The 16,290-nt window shown below is 75.5% G+C and carries 13 protein-coding genes; 6 read left to right on the top strand and 7 right to left on the bottom strand.

The window, feature by feature from the left end; translation table 11 throughout:
* Positions 1–17: 17 nt before the first annotated feature.
* The 4 genes from E0504_RS34295 to E0504_RS34280 all read right to left on the bottom strand — a co-directional run bounded on the left by E0504_RS34295 (position 18) and on the right by E0504_RS34280 (position 5,985).
* The gene (locus E0504_RS34295) at positions 18–4,115 is read right to left on the bottom strand and encodes a LuxR C-terminal-related transcriptional regulator (RefSeq protein ID WP_131626612.1); all 4,098 of its coding nucleotides are present in this window, start codon (positions 4,113–4,115) and stop codon (positions 18–20) included.
* Between the two features lie 101 nt (positions 4,116–4,216).
* The gene (locus E0504_RS34290; RefSeq protein WP_243657749.1) at positions 4,217–4,738 is read right to left on the bottom strand and encodes a potassium channel family protein; all 522 of its coding nucleotides are present in this window, start codon (positions 4,736–4,738) and stop codon (positions 4,217–4,219) included.
* Positions 4,739–4,822: 84 nt separating this feature from the next.
* Positions 4,823–5,122: a DUF4193 family protein gene (locus tag E0504_RS34285; RefSeq protein ID WP_020463075.1), complete on the bottom strand. Its 300-nt coding sequence runs from the start codon at positions 5,120–5,122 to the stop codon at positions 4,823–4,825.
* A gap of 485 nt (positions 5,123–5,607) precedes the next feature.
* A complete protein-coding gene (locus E0504_RS34280; RefSeq protein ID WP_020463076.1) occupies positions 5,608–5,985 on the bottom strand; it encodes a co-chaperone GroES in 378 nt (125 codons plus the stop codon).
* Between the two features lie 447 nt (positions 5,986–6,432).
* On the opposite strand from E0504_RS34280, the gene E0504_RS34275 reads away from it, so the two are divergent.
* The 3 genes from E0504_RS34275 (at position 6,433) to E0504_RS34255 (ending at position 10,291) form a co-directional block, all read left to right on the top strand.
* A complete protein-coding gene (locus E0504_RS34275; RefSeq protein ID WP_131626611.1) occupies positions 6,433–7,107 on the top strand; it encodes a hypothetical protein in 675 nt (224 codons plus the stop codon).
* 236 nt (positions 7,108–7,343) lie between these two features.
* The gene (locus E0504_RS50670) at positions 7,344–9,647 is read left to right on the top strand and encodes a hypothetical protein (protein ID WP_165938691.1); all 2,304 of its coding nucleotides are present in this window, start codon (positions 7,344–7,346) and stop codon (positions 9,645–9,647) included.
* A 212-nt stretch (positions 9,648–9,859) separates the two neighbouring features.
* Positions 9,860–10,291, top strand: a complete 432-nt coding sequence (locus tag E0504_RS34255) for an ATP-binding protein (RefSeq protein WP_112105573.1) — start codon at positions 9,860–9,862, stop codon at positions 10,289–10,291.
* 25 nt (positions 10,292–10,316) lie between these two features.
* Here the strand turns inward: E0504_RS34255 and E0504_RS34250 are convergent, their stop codons facing one another.
* Positions 10,317–11,126 (bottom strand): hypothetical protein, encoded by an 810-nt coding sequence (locus E0504_RS34250; RefSeq protein WP_112105574.1) that lies wholly within the window; start codon positions 11,124–11,126, stop codon positions 10,317–10,319.
* 376 nt (positions 11,127–11,502) lie between these two features.
* On the opposite strand from E0504_RS34250, the gene E0504_RS34245 reads away from it, so the two are divergent.
* From E0504_RS34245 to E0504_RS34235, 3 genes are all read left to right on the top strand, one after another.
* A complete protein-coding gene (locus tag E0504_RS34245; RefSeq protein ID WP_112105575.1) occupies positions 11,503–12,579 on the top strand; it encodes a TerB family tellurite resistance protein in 1,077 nt (358 codons plus the stop codon).
* Positions 12,576–13,103, top strand: a complete 528-nt coding sequence (locus tag E0504_RS34240) for an NUDIX domain-containing protein (protein WP_304598620.1) — start codon at positions 12,576–12,578, stop codon at positions 13,101–13,103. Before E0504_RS34245 ends, E0504_RS34240 begins: the two co-directional genes overlap by 4 nt.
* A 582-nt stretch (positions 13,104–13,685) precedes the next feature.
* Entirely contained in the window at positions 13,686–14,723 is a 1,038-nt protein-coding gene (locus E0504_RS34235; protein WP_112105576.1) for a YbhN family protein, read from the top strand.
* Between the two features lie 231 nt (positions 14,724–14,954).
* On the opposite strand, the gene E0504_RS34230 is transcribed toward E0504_RS34235, so the two are convergent.
* Together E0504_RS34230 and E0504_RS34225 are read right to left on the bottom strand one after the other, a co-directional pair.
* Positions 14,955–15,671, bottom strand: coding sequence for a histidine phosphatase family protein (locus E0504_RS34230; protein ID WP_112105587.1), 717 nt, complete (start codon positions 15,669–15,671; stop codon positions 14,955–14,957).
* Between the two features lie 80 nt (positions 15,672–15,751).
* Positions 15,752–16,159, bottom strand: coding sequence for a DUF3618 domain-containing protein (locus E0504_RS34225; protein ID WP_112105577.1), 408 nt, complete (start codon positions 16,157–16,159; stop codon positions 15,752–15,754).
* Positions 16,160–16,290 lie beyond the last annotated feature (131 nt).

Below are 16,290 nucleotides of genomic sequence, written 5' to 3'. Positions count from 1 at the left end.
TCGCCACAGGTGGCCGATCACAACAGGTGAAGGGCACGCGCACGGTGGACGGCGTCCCGGCGCCTGGCGACGTCCAGCTTGCGGTAGATGCTCTTGAGGTGCGTCTTGACGGTGTTCACCGACACGTACATCTCGGCCGCGATCTCCGCGGTGGTGAGCATCGTGGGCAGGTAGCTGAGCACCGCGAGCTCGCGCTCGCTGAGCCGTTCGGCCGGCTCCGGCCGGTGCTCCCCACTCCCCGGGCGCGGCCCACCACCCACGCTCCCACCACCGGGGCCGCCTCGGCGCCGGGCGTCACCGGGGCCGCCCGCGGGCGCGCCATCGGGGCGCCACGGCCCCCGGGACGACCCGAGCCCACCCACGCCCCCGCCGCCACCACCACCACCGAAGCCGTCGCCACCGACGCGGTTGCCGTCGACGCGGTTGCCGTCGCCATCGACGCCATTGCCATCCCGGCTGAGGCCGCCGTCGTTGATACCGATGCCGTGGTCGACGCCGTTGCGGACGTCCCGACCGGATCCGGCCTGGCCCGGCGCGCCGGGCCGGGCCGGATCCGGGCCGGCGAACGACCCGGCCGGCCGCCCCGGCCCGGCGGCCGGCACCGTGGTCCGGGACCGCTGCGACATCGGCGAAGCCGGTTGCGGCACGACGACATCGGGCCCGACCACCAGGTCCGTCGGCTCCCCCGTGCGGGCCGCCGGCCCAGCACCTGACGCGGCGGGCGCCCGGGCGCCCGCCCGAGGCGGCGCGCTCCCCTCCCCCGACGCGCCGGGCCCCGCGTGCGCCGCCGCTGACCTCGACGCCGCTGACCTCGACGCCGCAGGCCGAGGCGACGCGGACCCCTGCGCCGCGGACCGCGACGGCACGGGCACCGGCCGCGGCCCGGACCTCCCCGACCGGGTGAGGACGGCGACGAAGGCCGGATAGGCGTCGGTCAGCCCGGGATGGGCGAGCACCATTGCCAGCGCCTCCGTCCCCGCCTCGAAGAACGGCGCGACCATGCCCTCGTCCGCGGCGAGCGCCACCGCCCGGGCGAGCAGGCCACCGGCGCGGGCGTGGTCGTCACGCCGGGCGGCCGCGACCGCGCCGAGCACGCACGCCGCGACGAGTCCCGCGCCGCCGTCGTCGGCCCGCAGCAGCGGGGCGAGCGCCTCCTCCGCCGCGGGAACGTCGGCGCAGGCCAGGGCGCAGCGCGCCAGCGCGAGCTGGGTCTGCGGGTCCGGGGCCGCGCGGTCGGCGTCCCGCAGCAGCAGCCGGCGGGCCGCCTCCGGATTACCGGCGGCGACGAGCAGGTCCGCCTCGGCCGCCCGCCTGGCCGCCACGCACAGCGGCGGCATCGGGCCGGTCCTGGCGACGAGCAGCATCCGCCGGGCCGCGCGCACCTCGTCGGGTGATCCGTCGAGCAGGCGCAGCCGCGCGGCGCAGATCGCGGCGATCCCGCCGAGGAACGCGGGGTGGGCGGCAGTGATCGTCATCCGCGCCGCGCCCAGCCACCGGTCGGCCTCGACCGGCTCCGCACGCTGCAGGTGAACCAGCACGGCGGCCAGATACGCCTCGGGCAGTCCGGGGATGCCCCACCGCTCGCCGGGTCGTGCCCCGCCGGGGACGCTGGTCGCCGCATCGGGCAGGCCGGCCAGCGCACCAGAGCGACCGGCCAGTGCTCCGGACGGGTCGGCCGCCGTGCCGACCACCGCGTACAGGTGGCTCTCGGCCTGGCGCAGCCGGCCGCGCAGCGCGTACTGGAGGGCGAGTGCCCCCAGGCAGGACACCTCGACGCCGCCGAGCCCGGCCCGCCGGGCCACCTCGGCGCCCTCGCACAGCAGGCCGGCGGCGACGGCCAGCCGGCCGAGCCACAGCTCGCCCCGGCCCCGCGCGCACAACGCGAGCGCGCGGGCCCGCTCGTCCGGCACCCGACCGGGCCTCGACGGAGCCCGCTCGGCCCCAGCCCGGTCGATCACAGCCCGGTCGATCACAGCCCGGTCGGCCGCGGCGTCCGGATCGCCCCCGGATGCCCGTGCCGGCCCGGCGGCGGCGCCCGCACGCGGTGCCGTCCCGGCGGGCGCGCCACCCGGCGGCCCGGAACGCTGCAGCCGCCGGGCCGCGGCGATCATCGCCGCCGGTTCCCCGGCAAGCTCGGCACGGTACGCCTCCACGATGTCGATCCGGTCGACGAGCGTCCGGCGGCGGGCGGCCGCCGGGCCCGACCCCGCCGCAGGCAGCTGCGCCCGCGCGGAGGACAGGCTGGCCGAACCGGCCTCCAGCCGGCCGGAGCGCAGCTGTGCGACGGCCAGGACGAGATCGCACTCGGCCGACAGCCCCGCCGCCGCGGCGGGCAGCCCGGCGACCAGCGCATCGAGCTCGGGTGAGCGTCCGAACAGGACGTCCACCAGCGCCGGGCCGTCGACGAGCAGACAGGCGAGATACCACCAGTCACCAGCGCGCGACGCGTGACGGGCGGCGTCGGGTGTGCGGTCGTTCGCGGCGAACCAGAGGGCGGCGCGGAGGTTGAGCTCGCGGGGGTCCTCCTCCGGATCACGCACGAGCACACCGCGCAGCATCGACGCGAACATCCGATGGAACCGGTACCACTCCTGCGTGGTCTCAGCCGTGGCCTCCTGGGTGAGGCGATACTCCGGGCGGCCGTCCGGCAACGTGGCGACGGCCGCCGGGAGCGGACCGCCCACCCCGTCGTCCGGGTGGTCGCCGGCACCCGGGTGAGCTGTCGCAGCCGGCCCGTCCAACAGCCGGACGAGGAAGCCGCCCGGGCGCGCGAGCTCACCGAGCAGGTGCGCGGATGTCTGGGCGGACGCGGGCGCCACCGCGGAGACCGCGTGGGCGAGCGGGGCGCTGATCCGCTCCAGCACGCTCGTCCGGAGCAGGAACCGTCGGACGGGCTCCGGGTACTCCTCCAGCACCTCCGCGTGCAGGAACTCGGCGATCGCCGCCCGCGCAGCGCGGGACGGGTCGAGCTCGGCCGGCAGAGCGCCGCTCCCCGCGCGGGACGGGTCGAGCTCGGCCGGCGGGACGCCGCTGCCCGCGCGCTCGGCGTCGCGGCCCGGGACCACGTCGGCCGGGACGGGGACCGGCGGGGCCGGCGCCCACTGCTCGTCCCGGCCGGCGGGCGCGCCGGGGGCCGGCCTCCGGGCTCCGCTCGACACCGCGCACGCCGCGGCCAGCCGCAGGCCGACCGCCCAGCCCTCCGTCGCGCGCCGCAGCTGGGCCGCCGCGCCGGGCGGGACGCGCAGGCCGTGGGCGGCGAGCAGTTCGACGGTCTCCGCCGTGGTGAAGGCCAGCTCCGCCGGGCCGATCTCGGTGACCCTGCCCTCGGCGCGCAGCCGGTGCACGCGCAGAATCGGCGCCCGCCCCGACAGGACGATGCGCAGGTGGCCCTCGCCCTCGCTCGCGAGCAGCTCCAGCCCGGCGAGATCATCGGGATCCCGGACGAGGTGCGCGTCGTCGAGGACCAGCACCGCCGGGGCCGGCAGCTCGGCGAGCTGGTTGACCAGCTCCCGCCGGAAGCGCTCAGGGCAGATCCAGGCGTCCGCGGCGACCAGGTGCGCGAGACGGTCCCCGGGAGGCAGGCCGGCGTCCCGGGTGAGCCCGCGCAGGATCTGCGACCACAGGGACACGGGCGGACCGGGCCACCGCGTCGTGCTCCGCGCCAACGGCAACAACGACAGCGCGGACGAAGGCGACCCCGGCTGCGACCCCGACGGCGACCGCGGCCCGCTGGCCACCGGATCGCCACCTGGGTGCTCGGCGCGCGCGGTACGCCGTCCGAGCATCGGGTCGACGCGCAGCCAGACCACCGGGTGCGCGGGCCGACCCGATCGCGCCCAGTCGGCGAGCGCCATCGTCTTGCCAGCGCCGGCCGGTGCGCACACCACGGTCAGCGGCCGGTCGACCGCCTCGTCGAGCAGCGCCAGCAGCCGCGGCCGGGTCACATGCGGGACGACCGGACGCGGGGGGACCAGCCTCGTACCCACCACCGGCAGGTCGCCGGCCGGCGGCGGCTGGATGCGCGGCCACGCGGCGGCCCCGTCTCCCCCACCGGCCCGGGGCATGGCAGACCCGGGCGTTCCGAAACGATCGTCCGGTTCGTCCGCGCCGGCCACGCACTCACCCCCACTTCCCAAACTCAGGGTAGTGGTACAGCTACTTCGAGCCACCGGCAACCGGGCGCGAGAGCGGTGTCGGAAAGAAGTACGCGCCGCCCTCAGGACGCGCGCGCCGCCCGGCGAGCCGAACTCGACGCGCGCAGCGCCGAGGCCGCGGTCGCCACGAAAAGGACGTCGAACCCCATCTGGACGGTGACGACGACCCGGGCGGCCTGACCCGTGGCGTGGATGTCCCCGAAGCCGACCGTGGTCAGCACGGTGACGGCGAAATAGAGCGCGTCGGTCTTGGTCCGGATGCCGGAGATCTGGGCGGACGCACCGACCGCCAGCGCGTAGTAGGCGGCGGCGAACAGGACGACGGTGACGCAGATCCCGGCGAACAGCCACTGCGCGCGGACCCACGCGGCAGAGACGTGCCGGGCGAAGACCACCTGCCTGGCGAGCAGGCATCCGGTCAGGATCAGGCCGAGGGCGAACAGCCCCACCCGCAGCGGGAACCACCGCCCGCCGCCGTGGCCGTAGACGGGCAGGGCGTAGTAGGCCGTCAGGCACCCGGCCAGGATCGCGGCCGCCCCCGCACCCATCCGGCGTGCGGACGGCTCCGGGGGCGGGCCTGGCAAGGGCCTCGCTCCCGGAACCGCCCGTCCGGCGTCATGCGATGGACGTCCATCGCTCATGCCTGCCTGCCCGGGGCCGCGCGCGTGTCAGGCCGCGCAGTCCGCGCACACCGCCCGGCGTGGGTCGGCGAGCTGGCTGCGGTGCTGCACCAGGAAGCAGCTCGTGCAGGTGAACTCGTCCGCCTGCCGGGGCAGCACCCGCAGCGCGAGCTCCTCGTCCCTGACCTCGGCGTCGGGCAGGTCCAGCTCCGCCTCGAGCGCATCCATATCGTCGCCGAGGTCGGCCGCCGCTCCGGCGCGCTGCGCCTTCAGTGTCTCCAGGCTCTGCTCCTGGAGCTCGTCCTCCTCGACATCCGTGCTTCGCCGAGCGTCGAAGTCACGAGCCATGCGTCTCCTTACCTTTCCTCGTCCTCACAGACCGCGGCCTGTCGACACCGGCGCCGACCCTGACCACCGGATCGACCATGTGCGGTACCCGAACGACATCGGCTGATCACAATACGCAGTGGCTCTGGCCAGAGAAGTGGGCGACAAGCAGATGTCCGCGTTCCCCGCACCTGGAGCCGGTACCCACGGCCACCAGTTCGGAACGCGGATCTCCAGAGCCGAGCGAAGGATACGGGCCGAGGAGTGTCCGCACCAAGCAGGGGCAGCCCGGCGCGGTGTCACTCCCGCCACATTCGGACGCTCCGGACCACCAGGATGGCCCCGCGATGACCGGCACCGTCGGCACGATCGGTCTGTCATGGGGCGAACCGGGCCGCGACGGCGACCGGCCACACACCGCCCGTCGGTGGTGGGTCGGCCGACGCGAGAACGCCGGCGCGGCTCGGAGGTACCCCGGCGCGCTCGGACGGATCAGCGGCAGCGGTTCAGAGGTAGAGGCCGGTCAGCCCGTCGTCGAGCCGCTCGGCGGCCACGGCGTGCACGTCACGCTCGCGCATCAGGATGTAGGTGGTCGAGTGCAGCTCGACCTCGGCGCGGTCCTCAGGGTCGTAGAGCACCCGGTCGGCCACCTGGATCGTGCGCACCGCCGTGCCGACGGCCACCACGTCGGCCCACGCCAGCCGCTTACCCATCTGCGCGGTGGCCGGGATCACGATGCCCGCCTTCGAGCGCCGGTCCGCGGAATCCTCCCGCGGCCGCACCAACACCCGATCATGAAGAAGCCGGATGGGCAGCGAACCACCGGACACGTCGATGCCGGCCGCGCCCCCGACACCGTTGACATCGCCGGAAACTACGCTCACACGCTCGGACCCTACTCGTCCACGGCGGCGGGACCGGCCCGATGCTTCCGATTTCCCGGTAGAGCAGGCCGTGCGGTGCCGCCGGGGCCGTCCCGCCGGGAAATCAAACTGCCCGCCAGCCGGCGGCGACACAGCGGATCCCAGCCCTCACGCTCGTCGCCGGGCGAGCGAGCGGATCATCCGCCGCGATCTCGCTCGCGCCCAGGTACACCGCCCCGACACACAGATGAATCCCACGCCTTACCCCCACCCGCGAACACAGGCATATCAACCAGCCCGGATGGGGAATGCCACCTCAACGCGGTATAAGCTGCCGCCCATCGCAGCCCGGCCCTACACGGCCGGCCGCGCAGAGGCGCCGGGGGGGAGCCCGGCCTCCAGGAGAAGCGTCCGCGTCGGAAGCCAGGTAACCGTCGACACGCACGAGCCGAGGGATGGGGCAAACCAATGGCGCTGAGAATCAGTGTGGACCTTGAGGGGCTGCGCTGGGCGGACCTCTTCCGGTTCGTCGATCTCGCTCGAAACGGCGGCATCGGGCCAGAGGACCAGGTCGACGTCATCACGTACGGCAGTGACCCGATGTCGGTCAGCCTCTCGGCGCGGATCTACCCGGCCTCCGACGGATTCCTGTCGACCGAGCAGCCGGAGATCGGTTCGGGCGAGGGCATGCGCGGATCGACGCCGCTGTCGATCGGTTCCGGAAGCACCGGGACGGGAGCGGGCTTCGGTTACGACGGCACGCCCGAGCGCGCCGCTTCGTCCAATGGCAGCCACTATCCGGCGTTCGACAACGGATCGGAGCGCCCGCCGTCCGCGTCCGGCAACCTGCCGTCGTACGGGCCCGGCGGTTATGACGGCCAGCAGGAACGGGGCACCCCGCCGCCTCCGCCGCCGCCGAGCGGCAGCCACTACCCGGCCTTCGACGGCCAGAACGAGCGGATGCCCGGCCAGAACGGCCAGTTCGCCGGCTTCGAGCCGGTCTTCGACCGCTCACAGGGCGGTAAGGACACCGGCGGCGCCGCAGGCGTGGAAAGTCCCTATATCGAGGAGTTCGCACGGCTCCAGGAGGGGCTGATGCGGCAGGTCCGCCGCGACGGCGAGGTCCGGCCCGACCGCACCTGACGCCAGCCGGCCCGGCGCTGGCCCATCTGGGCCGGACCGATCCGACCGAGCGCGGGCGCTGTGTGACGGGAGCTCCGACGGAGCGCACCGCTATCGCCACTCTGTCGCGGCAGGTGCACACAGCACTCGCTATCCGTGGAAACGGCGGACGCACATAGTGAGGACAAGGTCACCAGTTACCCGCAGTGGTGGTGCCCCCCGCACGTTTCCGCCCGCAATGGTGCATGCTGCCTTCGATGGAGGATCCGCGCGTAGTCGACGTCGAGCGGTACCACGGTCAGTTGCGCTCGGAACTCGAGATGATCGCGAACGGACCGGTACTGGCCGGCCCACGGATCGTCGAGCACATCAATTCCCTGATCACACTGATTGACCTGCACCAACCGAACGAGTTCGACCTCTGCCTCAGCTGTGACCGGCTCTGGCCCTGCGCGACCGTCGTCGCCATCACCGGTGAGCTAGCGGCCACCGAGGACGAGGTGACGCCCCGGCCGCTGCCCGAAGCCCCGGCCACGCGGTCCGGCGACGGCCGCCAGGCGGACGGGCGCCCGGCCGACCCCCGCCACGCGGCGGCGGGAGGCCCCGCCGACCAGCGCCGGCCGGACGTTCACGCGGTCGCGCCACCACCGTTCGACACGGGCTCCTACTCGACGACGACGCAGACCAGCACCGGCCAGTCGACGATGCCGCACGAACTGCCACGGGGCACGGACCCGGTCCGGCAGCGCGGCGCCCCCGGCCCGGCGGACGAGCCGATGGCCGCGCCCCGGCCGACCGGGCCGCACCGTGCGCCGCCGCCACCCTCCATGCCACCACCCTCCATGCCACCGCCGTCGCATCCGCCGGGCATGCGCCCGCCGGCCGCCGTTCCGCCGGCCGCGGCCGCGGCCACCGGCGGGATGCCCACCGGCGGCTCGCGAACGGGTGGGACGCCCCTGGGCGGCGCGGGCAACGGCGCGTCCGCCCGCACCCCCGTATTCGGCGACCCGTTGGCCGGGATCCGCCGTCCGGGCGCCGGCATGCCGCCGCGGGTCGGCGGGGGCCCGCCCGGCGAGCAGGCCCCACCCGGCCGGCCGGGGCCGCCCCCCGCCGACACCGGTCGCCGCTCCGCACCGCCCGGCCTCCAACCGCCCGGACTTCAACCACCCGGCCTCCAGCCGCCGGGGCTCCAACCACCCGGCTTCCAGCCACCTGGACTTCAACCACCTGGGCTCCAAGCAGCCGGGCCGCCGCCGGGCACCGCCGGGCAGCCGGGACGTCCGATGTCGGCCCCCGGCTTCGAGCGAGCCCGCGAACAGCAGCTTCCCGGTGGCCCGGGCAGCCCTCCCGCGCCCGGGTTCAACCGCCCGGGCGGGCCGCCCGTGCACCGCCCCGCCGCCGGCCCGGCCGGCGGCCCGGCCGGCGGCCCGCCGACCGGGCCGATGGAGCGCCCCGGCTACAACGGCCAGCCCGGCTACAACGGGCAACCGGCGTACAACGGGCAGCCTGGCCACAGCAACGGGCAGCCTGGCTACGCCGGGCAGCCCGGCCAGGGCCGGCAGCCAGGCCATCCCGGTTATCAGGGCCAGGTGGAGCAGTCCGGCCCGATCGCGCGGCCCGGCCTGTTCGGCCAGCCCGCGGCAACGGGCCCGGGCCGGTCCACGGGCCCGGTCTCCACCGGGCTCGGTGACCGCATGCCCGGACGAGCCCAGCACCCGGGCGATCCGTCCCGCCCCCTGCCCCACCCCGCGCAGTCCCAACCGGCGCAGCACCAGCCCGCGGCCGGCGTGTCCCGGTCCGAGCCGTCCCGGGCTCCGGCCCGTCCTGACGGTGTCGAGGCCCCGGCGGCCCAGGCCGACGGTTTCTCGGTGCCGACGTCCCGGCAGGCGCCGCCGATCTCCGGCCCGGTGGAGATGCTGCCCGCCAGCATCGCCGCCGCCCGGGCCGCGGAGCTGGCGCGCGGGCAGGCGGCCGCCGCGGCCGGACCACCGCCGCCGCGGCATCCCGACATCGTCCGCGGCCCCGAACGTGGAACCCGGCCGCCCGTCGGACGGCTCACCTCCGACCCGGCGCGCACGCGCGGCCGGCACGCGGGCCCGGACCAGCCGCGCCCTCAGGGCTCCCCGTGGAGCAGCCAGGCCGCCGAGCAGCGCCGTCCCATCTCCGTCGACGACTCCTGGGCCGGTGTCGGACGCGGCCCGCGTGGCCAGAACGGTGACGGCGGCCAGGGCGGTCAAGGCGGCCAGCCCGGGCACGGTGGCCCGAACGGCCAGAACGGGCACGGCGGTCAGAACGGGTATGGCGGTCAGAACGGGTATGGCGGCGGCCAGAACGGCCAGCATCAGCCGAACGGCCAGCGGGGGTCCGGCGGCCCGGGACGTCCCGACGTCGGCGCGGTCGGCGCGGACCGTTCCCGCGGCCCGGCCGGCCCGGGCCCGGCGGACCGTGGCCCCGGCCGTGACCAGGCCTCGGACCCGTCGCTGAGCCCTGAGGTGGAGGCCGTCACAAGGGCCTGGCTCGCGCGCAAGGATTCGGTGCTCGACGGCATCGACGTCATCTGACCGCCGACCGCCATCAGGGCGGTCATCGGGGGTTGCGGCGAGTCGCGACCACCCCGCACCGGACCCGGGCCAGGCTGTGTCTCGCGCCTCCGGTCTGGCAGGACCACGCCAATCAGGTTTGAGGTCCACGCGGAGGTGGGAGGAACGCGACGCCGGCCCGGCCGTGGCAACGCGGGCAGACCGGAAACGGACAACCGCCCGGAAGGTGATGCGTGGCCGAAGCTCTGACCGCTGGCTTCGACCTGCCCGCCGCTCCCCGGGCGGCCGGGCAAGCCCGCGGGCTGGTCGCCGATCTGCTCGTGTCGTGGGGCTGTGGCAACGCCGCCGAAGTCGCGAGACTGCTGGTCAGCGAGGTCGTCACGAACGCCGTTCGCTACGTGGGAGCCCGTGAGGTGCTGCGCGTGTCGATCGAGTGCCGCGGCGAGCAGGTCCGGGTCGCCGTGAGCGATGGGAGCCCGTTGCGCCCGGTACTCAAGGCCGCCCAGGACGACGACGAGTCCGGCCGCGGGATGCAGCTCGTCGCCGCGCTCGCCAGCCGGTGGGGTGTCGTCGACGATCCGCCCTCGACCGGCCCGGGCAAGCAGGTCTGGTTCGAGCTGCCGGCCGTCCGGGAGGCGGCGACGATCGGCTGCGTCCTGAGATGAGGGCGGCGGGCTCGCCCGCGGCCGCTCAGCGCCGCCGCTGGCTCCCCCGGCCGGAGTCCCCGCGACCCTCGTGATCCGTCTCGTCGTCCGGACGGCCGGCGATCAGGTCGAAGAGCCTGTCCCGGCGCGGCCGCCAGCGGGCGGCGAACCGGGCCGCGCGCCGGGCGGCCCGCTCGGCCTTGCGGGACCCTTCGGGGTAACGCCGGTGCGCCCAGGCCGAGCCGGGCCGGGCCAGGCGGACCGCCCCGACCACCGCGACCAGCGGAATGAGCAGGCCGACGACGCCGAAGCCGACGCGGCCCTTGAGGAAGCTGCAGCTCACCGCCACGATGTTGATGCCGAGCACGATGATGAGGTCCCACAGCGCGAGGTGGTCTCCGGTGTCGAGGCCGTCCACGCCCAGTGGTGTCGCGCCGACGATCAGCAGTGCCGTGAACGCCGCGCCCAGGATGACCGCGTCCACCGACATCCGGCCCTGTTCGGACCAGTAGACGTCCTTCAGCCGCAGTACCAGCGCGAACTCGTCGAGGATGAGCGCCGCGCCCACGCCGAACAGAATCGCCAGCAGATCCCACCAGGGCGACCGCCCCCCCGCGGGCGAGAACGCGCCCACCCCGGCGAGCAGCACGAAGGCGATGCCGAAGATGGCGTGGTGGACGTGCACCCCGCCGACCGCGACGTTGCCCGGCCACCAGCGCACGCCCGCACGGATCATGCGCACACTCAGCCGGATGAACAGGAACGTGAGGATGAACGCGACGAGGAGCGCCAGCAACGGCTGCTTCCCAGGCTCGACGATCACCCGTTCGTAGCCGCGCGACAAAGCCGCCCACATTACGTCCCTCCTTCCGCGCCCACGGACCACACACCGGCCCGCCCACATCAACCCGGCAGCGCGCCGCCCCGGCCGCCGCGCGCCAGAGCAGCCGTGCCAGCCCAGCCCAGCGCCGCACAGCGCACCGCGACACGGCCCCACCGGCAAGCAGGCGGGCCGTCACGGCGCGTCACGGTCGGTGCCGGTCCAGTGTGCGGCCGCTCCCCCACGGCCCGGCGACGCCCGCCTTCGGCCACGCCCGGCGGCCGTCCGGCGACCCGGATCCGCGACACCGTGCCACCATTCGGCCATAGTGCGGCGAAATCTTCGGGGGGAGGTGGATGATGGCGGCGTATCAGCAGCCAGGTGACGACGGGGCGTCACGATTGGGGGCGGCATGCCGATGTCGACACAGGTCTCTCTGGAAATAGCGCTACTCATCGAGGTCGACGGCGGTCTACTGGTCCGCGCCGACGACACCGCGGGCCCGCGGTTCCCGGGCGGCTCCGCCCGGCTGGGCGAGTCGTCCCTGGACGCCGCCGAGCGGCTCCTGCGGGCCGCCCTGTCCGCGGCGGGGCGGCCCGTCTTCGCGGGCTGCGTCGAGCACAGCGAGGCGTGGCGACCCGCCCCGGCACCCAGCCCGCGCAGCTCACCCACGGGCGCGACCCCGGACAGGACCCGTGCGGACGGGACACCCGGCGACACGACGCCCGCGGACAGGACACCCGGCGACACGCCCGCGGACAGGACACCCGCGGAGACGGCGGCCACGACGGACGGGACGACGTCCGCGCACACCCTGACCGTGCTCTACGCCGTAACCCTCGAGCCGGCGGGACTCGCCGGCGGGCACGCGCTTCCCCCGGGGCTGACGTTGGTCCGCCCCTACGAGAGCGATTCCGGGCCCGCGCTCACGATCCAGCCGCCCGCGGTCGGCCACGCGGCGATGTCGTGGTGGGCTGATCGGTGGCCGTCCTGGCGCGGGCTCGCGGTCGCGGACGCCGAGCCCTGGTGGACCGGCCTGCGCCAGTCGGTGCGGACCCTGCGGGCCCAGCTCACCGCCCGCCGCGAGGACGTGCGGGGCGAGGTGTTCCGGGACGCCGCGGTGGCGATGTGCGCACTGGTCGCGGCCGCCGACGGGCATGTCGACCCCGCCGAGCGTGACGCGATGGCCGCGTCCATCCAGGCCGAGGACGTGCTGGCGGACTACCCGCGGGCCGACCTGGAGCTGCTGTTCGACCTGCACGTCGCCCGGCTGCGCTCGGATCTCGCCGCCGGCCGCCGCGCGGCGATGCGCGAGATCGGCAAGGTCCGCGGTGACCCGGTTCGTTCGTGGGCGGTGCTGCGCATCGGGGCGGTGATCGGCCGGGCCGACGGGTACTTCGATCCGGCCGAGCGGCGGGTCGTCCAGGACGCCGCCGACACGCTGGGGCTTCGCTCGGGCGCGCTCGCCGTCCAGGCGGTCGGGCGATGAGCCCCGCCGACGCCGCCCGGCGGCCGCACGCGCCGGCGCCCGGGGCGCGGGCGGTGCCCGCGGGGCCGCGGCCGGGCCGGTCGCTGCACGCCCGGGTCTTCCTGACCTTCGGCGATCTCGTGGTCGTCGCCAACCATCGCGGCCAGCCCTGGTTCTTCCTGCTCGGCGGGCACGTCCCACCGGGCGAGGGGGTGGAGGAGGTGCTGCACCGCGTACTGCGCCGGACGGCCGGCTTCGAGGTGCGCTCCCTCGACTTCGTCGGCGGCGTCGAGCATCTCGACCCCGCCGGCGGGACGTCCCAGCGCATCGATGTGGTCTTCGCGGGGGCCGTGCCGCGCTATGCGGAGTTCGGCAGCCGGATCGACGACATCGACATCGTCACCCTCCGGCCGTCCCGGCTACGGTCCGTCGAGTTCCGCCCGGCGCGCGCCGGGCGGGCGATCACCGACTGGCTGACCGACCGCCAGCCCCGCTGGTACACCGACGGGGGGTCGGCACACCCCCCGAACGGGTCTACCCACTGAGCCCTCGGGGCGGCCGGGGCCTCCCCCGGCCGCCGCCCGCAGCGGCGGCACCCCACGGGCCCGTTACGGCCATCCAACTGTCACCTCCCGGGCCCTTCACAGGGAGCATACGGCCACGTCACAGTGTGTCCGGTAGGCATCGGACAGCGTTGCGGGGGGATGACTACGCCATGCTGTGGCCCGTGCGCTCCGCTGTCTCGTCCGTCCTGCTTCCCCGGTCGGCGACCTTGCTCGGCCAGCCGCACAATGAAGCACATTCAGGTGTCGTTCAGGCGTGCGCCGTAGCGTGAGCGGCGAGGCTTCCGGACACTGGGGGTAGACATCGAGATCCCGGTCGCGCTGAACGTCCCGGTCGCGCTGAACGCCGACAACGCCGCGGCTGCACCGCTTGTTCCCGGGCCGACACTGCCCCGTCACCGACGGGTCGGCGAGCGCAGGGCTCCCGCCCATGGCGAGCGTCCGACGTCCGGCCGCGGCGGGCCCCGACCCGCCAGGTCCACCGTCAAGGAGGCGCTGCTCCCGCCGGAGCGGACCGCCCCCGCCGACGCGCGCGCCGGGCGCACCGGCGGCACGCCGGCCGACGTGCCCGCGGTGCTCGGCGGGGTGGACGCCACCGGCGCCGCCGCCGTCGCCGTGGAGCTCACCCGGGCCCCCCGCGGGTTCGGCCTGCGCCGGACGCGCCTGCGTGTCCTGGCCGCCGTCGTGGTCGTCGGCGCCGTCGGCGCACTCGTCGGCACCCGGTTCCGTTCGGACGTTCTCGGCACCCTCTCCGACGTCCCCGCGCCGCGCTGGCACTGGCTCGTGGTCTGCCTGCTCGCCTCGGTGCTCTTCTACGTGGCGCACGGCGTGAGCGTGCGGGCGGCGAGCGGGCTGCGGATGAGCCTGGGCACGGCCACCGCCTCCCAGCTCGCCGCGGCCGCGGCGAACCGAGTCGTCCCGGCGGGCCTGGGCGCCATCGCCGTGCACCTGCGCTTCCTGGAACGCCGCGGGATGACCCGTCCCGCCGCGGTGGCCGCCGTGGCGTCGATCAAGGGCGCCGCGTTCCTCGTCCACCTGGCCGGGATCGCGCTCGTCGCCGGCACCCTGCGCGGCTCCGGCGTCGGCGAAGCGGTGACGGCGCCCGTCCGGATGACGGTGAACGGGATCGGAGCCGGCCCCGTCGCGGCCGGGCTCACCGTGGTCGGTGTGGGGATCGGCACCGCCGCCGCGCACCCGCGGGTGCGCACGAGGCTGCGGCCCGCGCTGCGGGGCTTCCGCGCGCACCTGGCGGTGCTCGCCCGCTCGCCCGGCCGGACGGTCGTGCTCGTGACCAGCACCGCAGCCACGAAAGCCGCACAGGTCATGGGCCTCGCCTGCGCGGTGTGGTCGTTCGAGAGCGGGCTGAGCATCGCCTCGATCACCGCCGTGTACCTGGTCGGCTCGGTTGTCGCGGGCGCGGCGCCGACAGCCGGCAGCGTCGGGGCCATCGAACCGGCGCTCGTCATCGGGCTCACCGCGTCGGGTGGCACGGCGGCGACCATGTTCGCTGCCGTCCTGGTCTTCCGCCTGATCAGCTACTGGCTGCCGATCCTGCCCGGGGTGACCGCGCTCGCGATGATGCGCCGCCGCGGCGACCTCTGAGACCCCCGCCGCTGGAACCCCCGCCGCTGAGACGATCGCACCTGAGACCACCGCCTCGAGGACCATCACTCCTCGACGGCCGCTGCCCGGTCTTCTGACCGGCAGCGGAGCGGGCCCGAGACCACCTGGTCCCGGGCCCGCTCCCTCTCAACCAAGCCTCGTCTTCCACCGACCGCACGCCGCGGACGACCCGGATCGGCGGGCTCGCACGTGGACGATCGGCGGTTACGGTCAGTAGCGAGTCGGTGGGGCGGGACGGGCGTTGAGCTGCCGCAGCACCCGGTTCTCGTGCTCGAACCCGAGCTCCGAGACTCCCGCCGGCTCGATCACGAAGTGGGCCCCGGCCGTCGGGGGCAGGCCCAGCCACCGCGCCACCAGCACCCGGAGCATGTGGCCGTGCCCGAGCAACGCCACGTCCCCGTGCGCGAGCAGCGGCACCACCCGGCCGAGGACGAGGTCTGCGCGCCGTCCCACCTCGTCGGCGGTCTCCCCGCCCGGCACGTCGCCGGTGAAGACCGTCCAGCCGGGATGATCCTCACGGATCCGCGCGGTGGTGACTCCCTCGTAGTCCCCGTAGTCCCACTCGGCGAGCTCCGGCCAGACGACGCAGTCCTCAGCTCCCGGCGCGGCGGCCTGCGCCCCGGCGGTGTCCGACAGCGCGGCCGGCGTCCCAGCGGCCTGTGTCCTGATGGTTCCCGGCTTGATGGTTCCCGGCTCGCCGGCTGGCGGGCACAGGCCCGCGATCTCGGCGGTGTGCGCCGCCCGGCGCCGCGGGCTCGTCGCGACCAGGACGAACCGCCGGCCCACCAGCGCCGCCCGCAGCGCGGCGGCCTGGCGCTCACCCTCGGCGGTGAGGGGAACGTCGGTGTGCCCGGTGTGCCGACCGGTGCGGCTCCACTCGGTCTCGCCGTGCCGGATCAGCGTGACCCGACCGGCGGGAACCACCACCGGACCTGCCGGTTCCGAGGTCACCTGCTCACGACCCACCGGCCCCTGGCCCACCGGCTCCGAGGTCACCGCTTCCGAGGTCACCGCCTCCGGCGCCGGCGGCGGCGCGCCCCCACGAGCAGCACGACCACCGCCGTCACCAGCGCGACCCTGTCCCATCGAACCGTCCGCACCACCTGGGTCGGGCCGCCCTCGCCCGCCGCGCCGTCCGCACCCGGTGCCGAGCCGACCGTGCCCGGCAGGCCGCCGCCGAGTGTGCCGGCCCCGATCGCGCGGTGCCCGGCGGACGCCGCACCGAGCGCGGACGGCGCGGCGCTACCCGGGGCGAACCGCCCGCGCAGCTCAGCCACCTTGGCCCGGACCTGCTCGTTCGCTCGTTCGGCCACCCGCTTCGGACTGACGATCTCCGCGATCGCGTCGACGGTCTCGGCCAGCTCTGCGCGGGTCTGTTCGATCTGACGCTGGATGACGGCCGGATCCTGCGGCACCGATGTCGCCCTCTCGGTTCTCTTACTGGGTGGACGGGGTCGGGCTGACGACCCGACTCGATCGTGCCAGACCAGCCCCTCCCCAGCGCGACGAAACGGCGGACCATGTCCGCGGACCTGCGGGTTCCAGG

The sequence above is a fragment of the Parafrankia sp. BMG5.11 genome (genome assembly GCF_004337455.1).
Note: the sequence above shows the minus strand (reverse complement) of the source record. Positions and strands in the feature narration are given on the sequence as shown.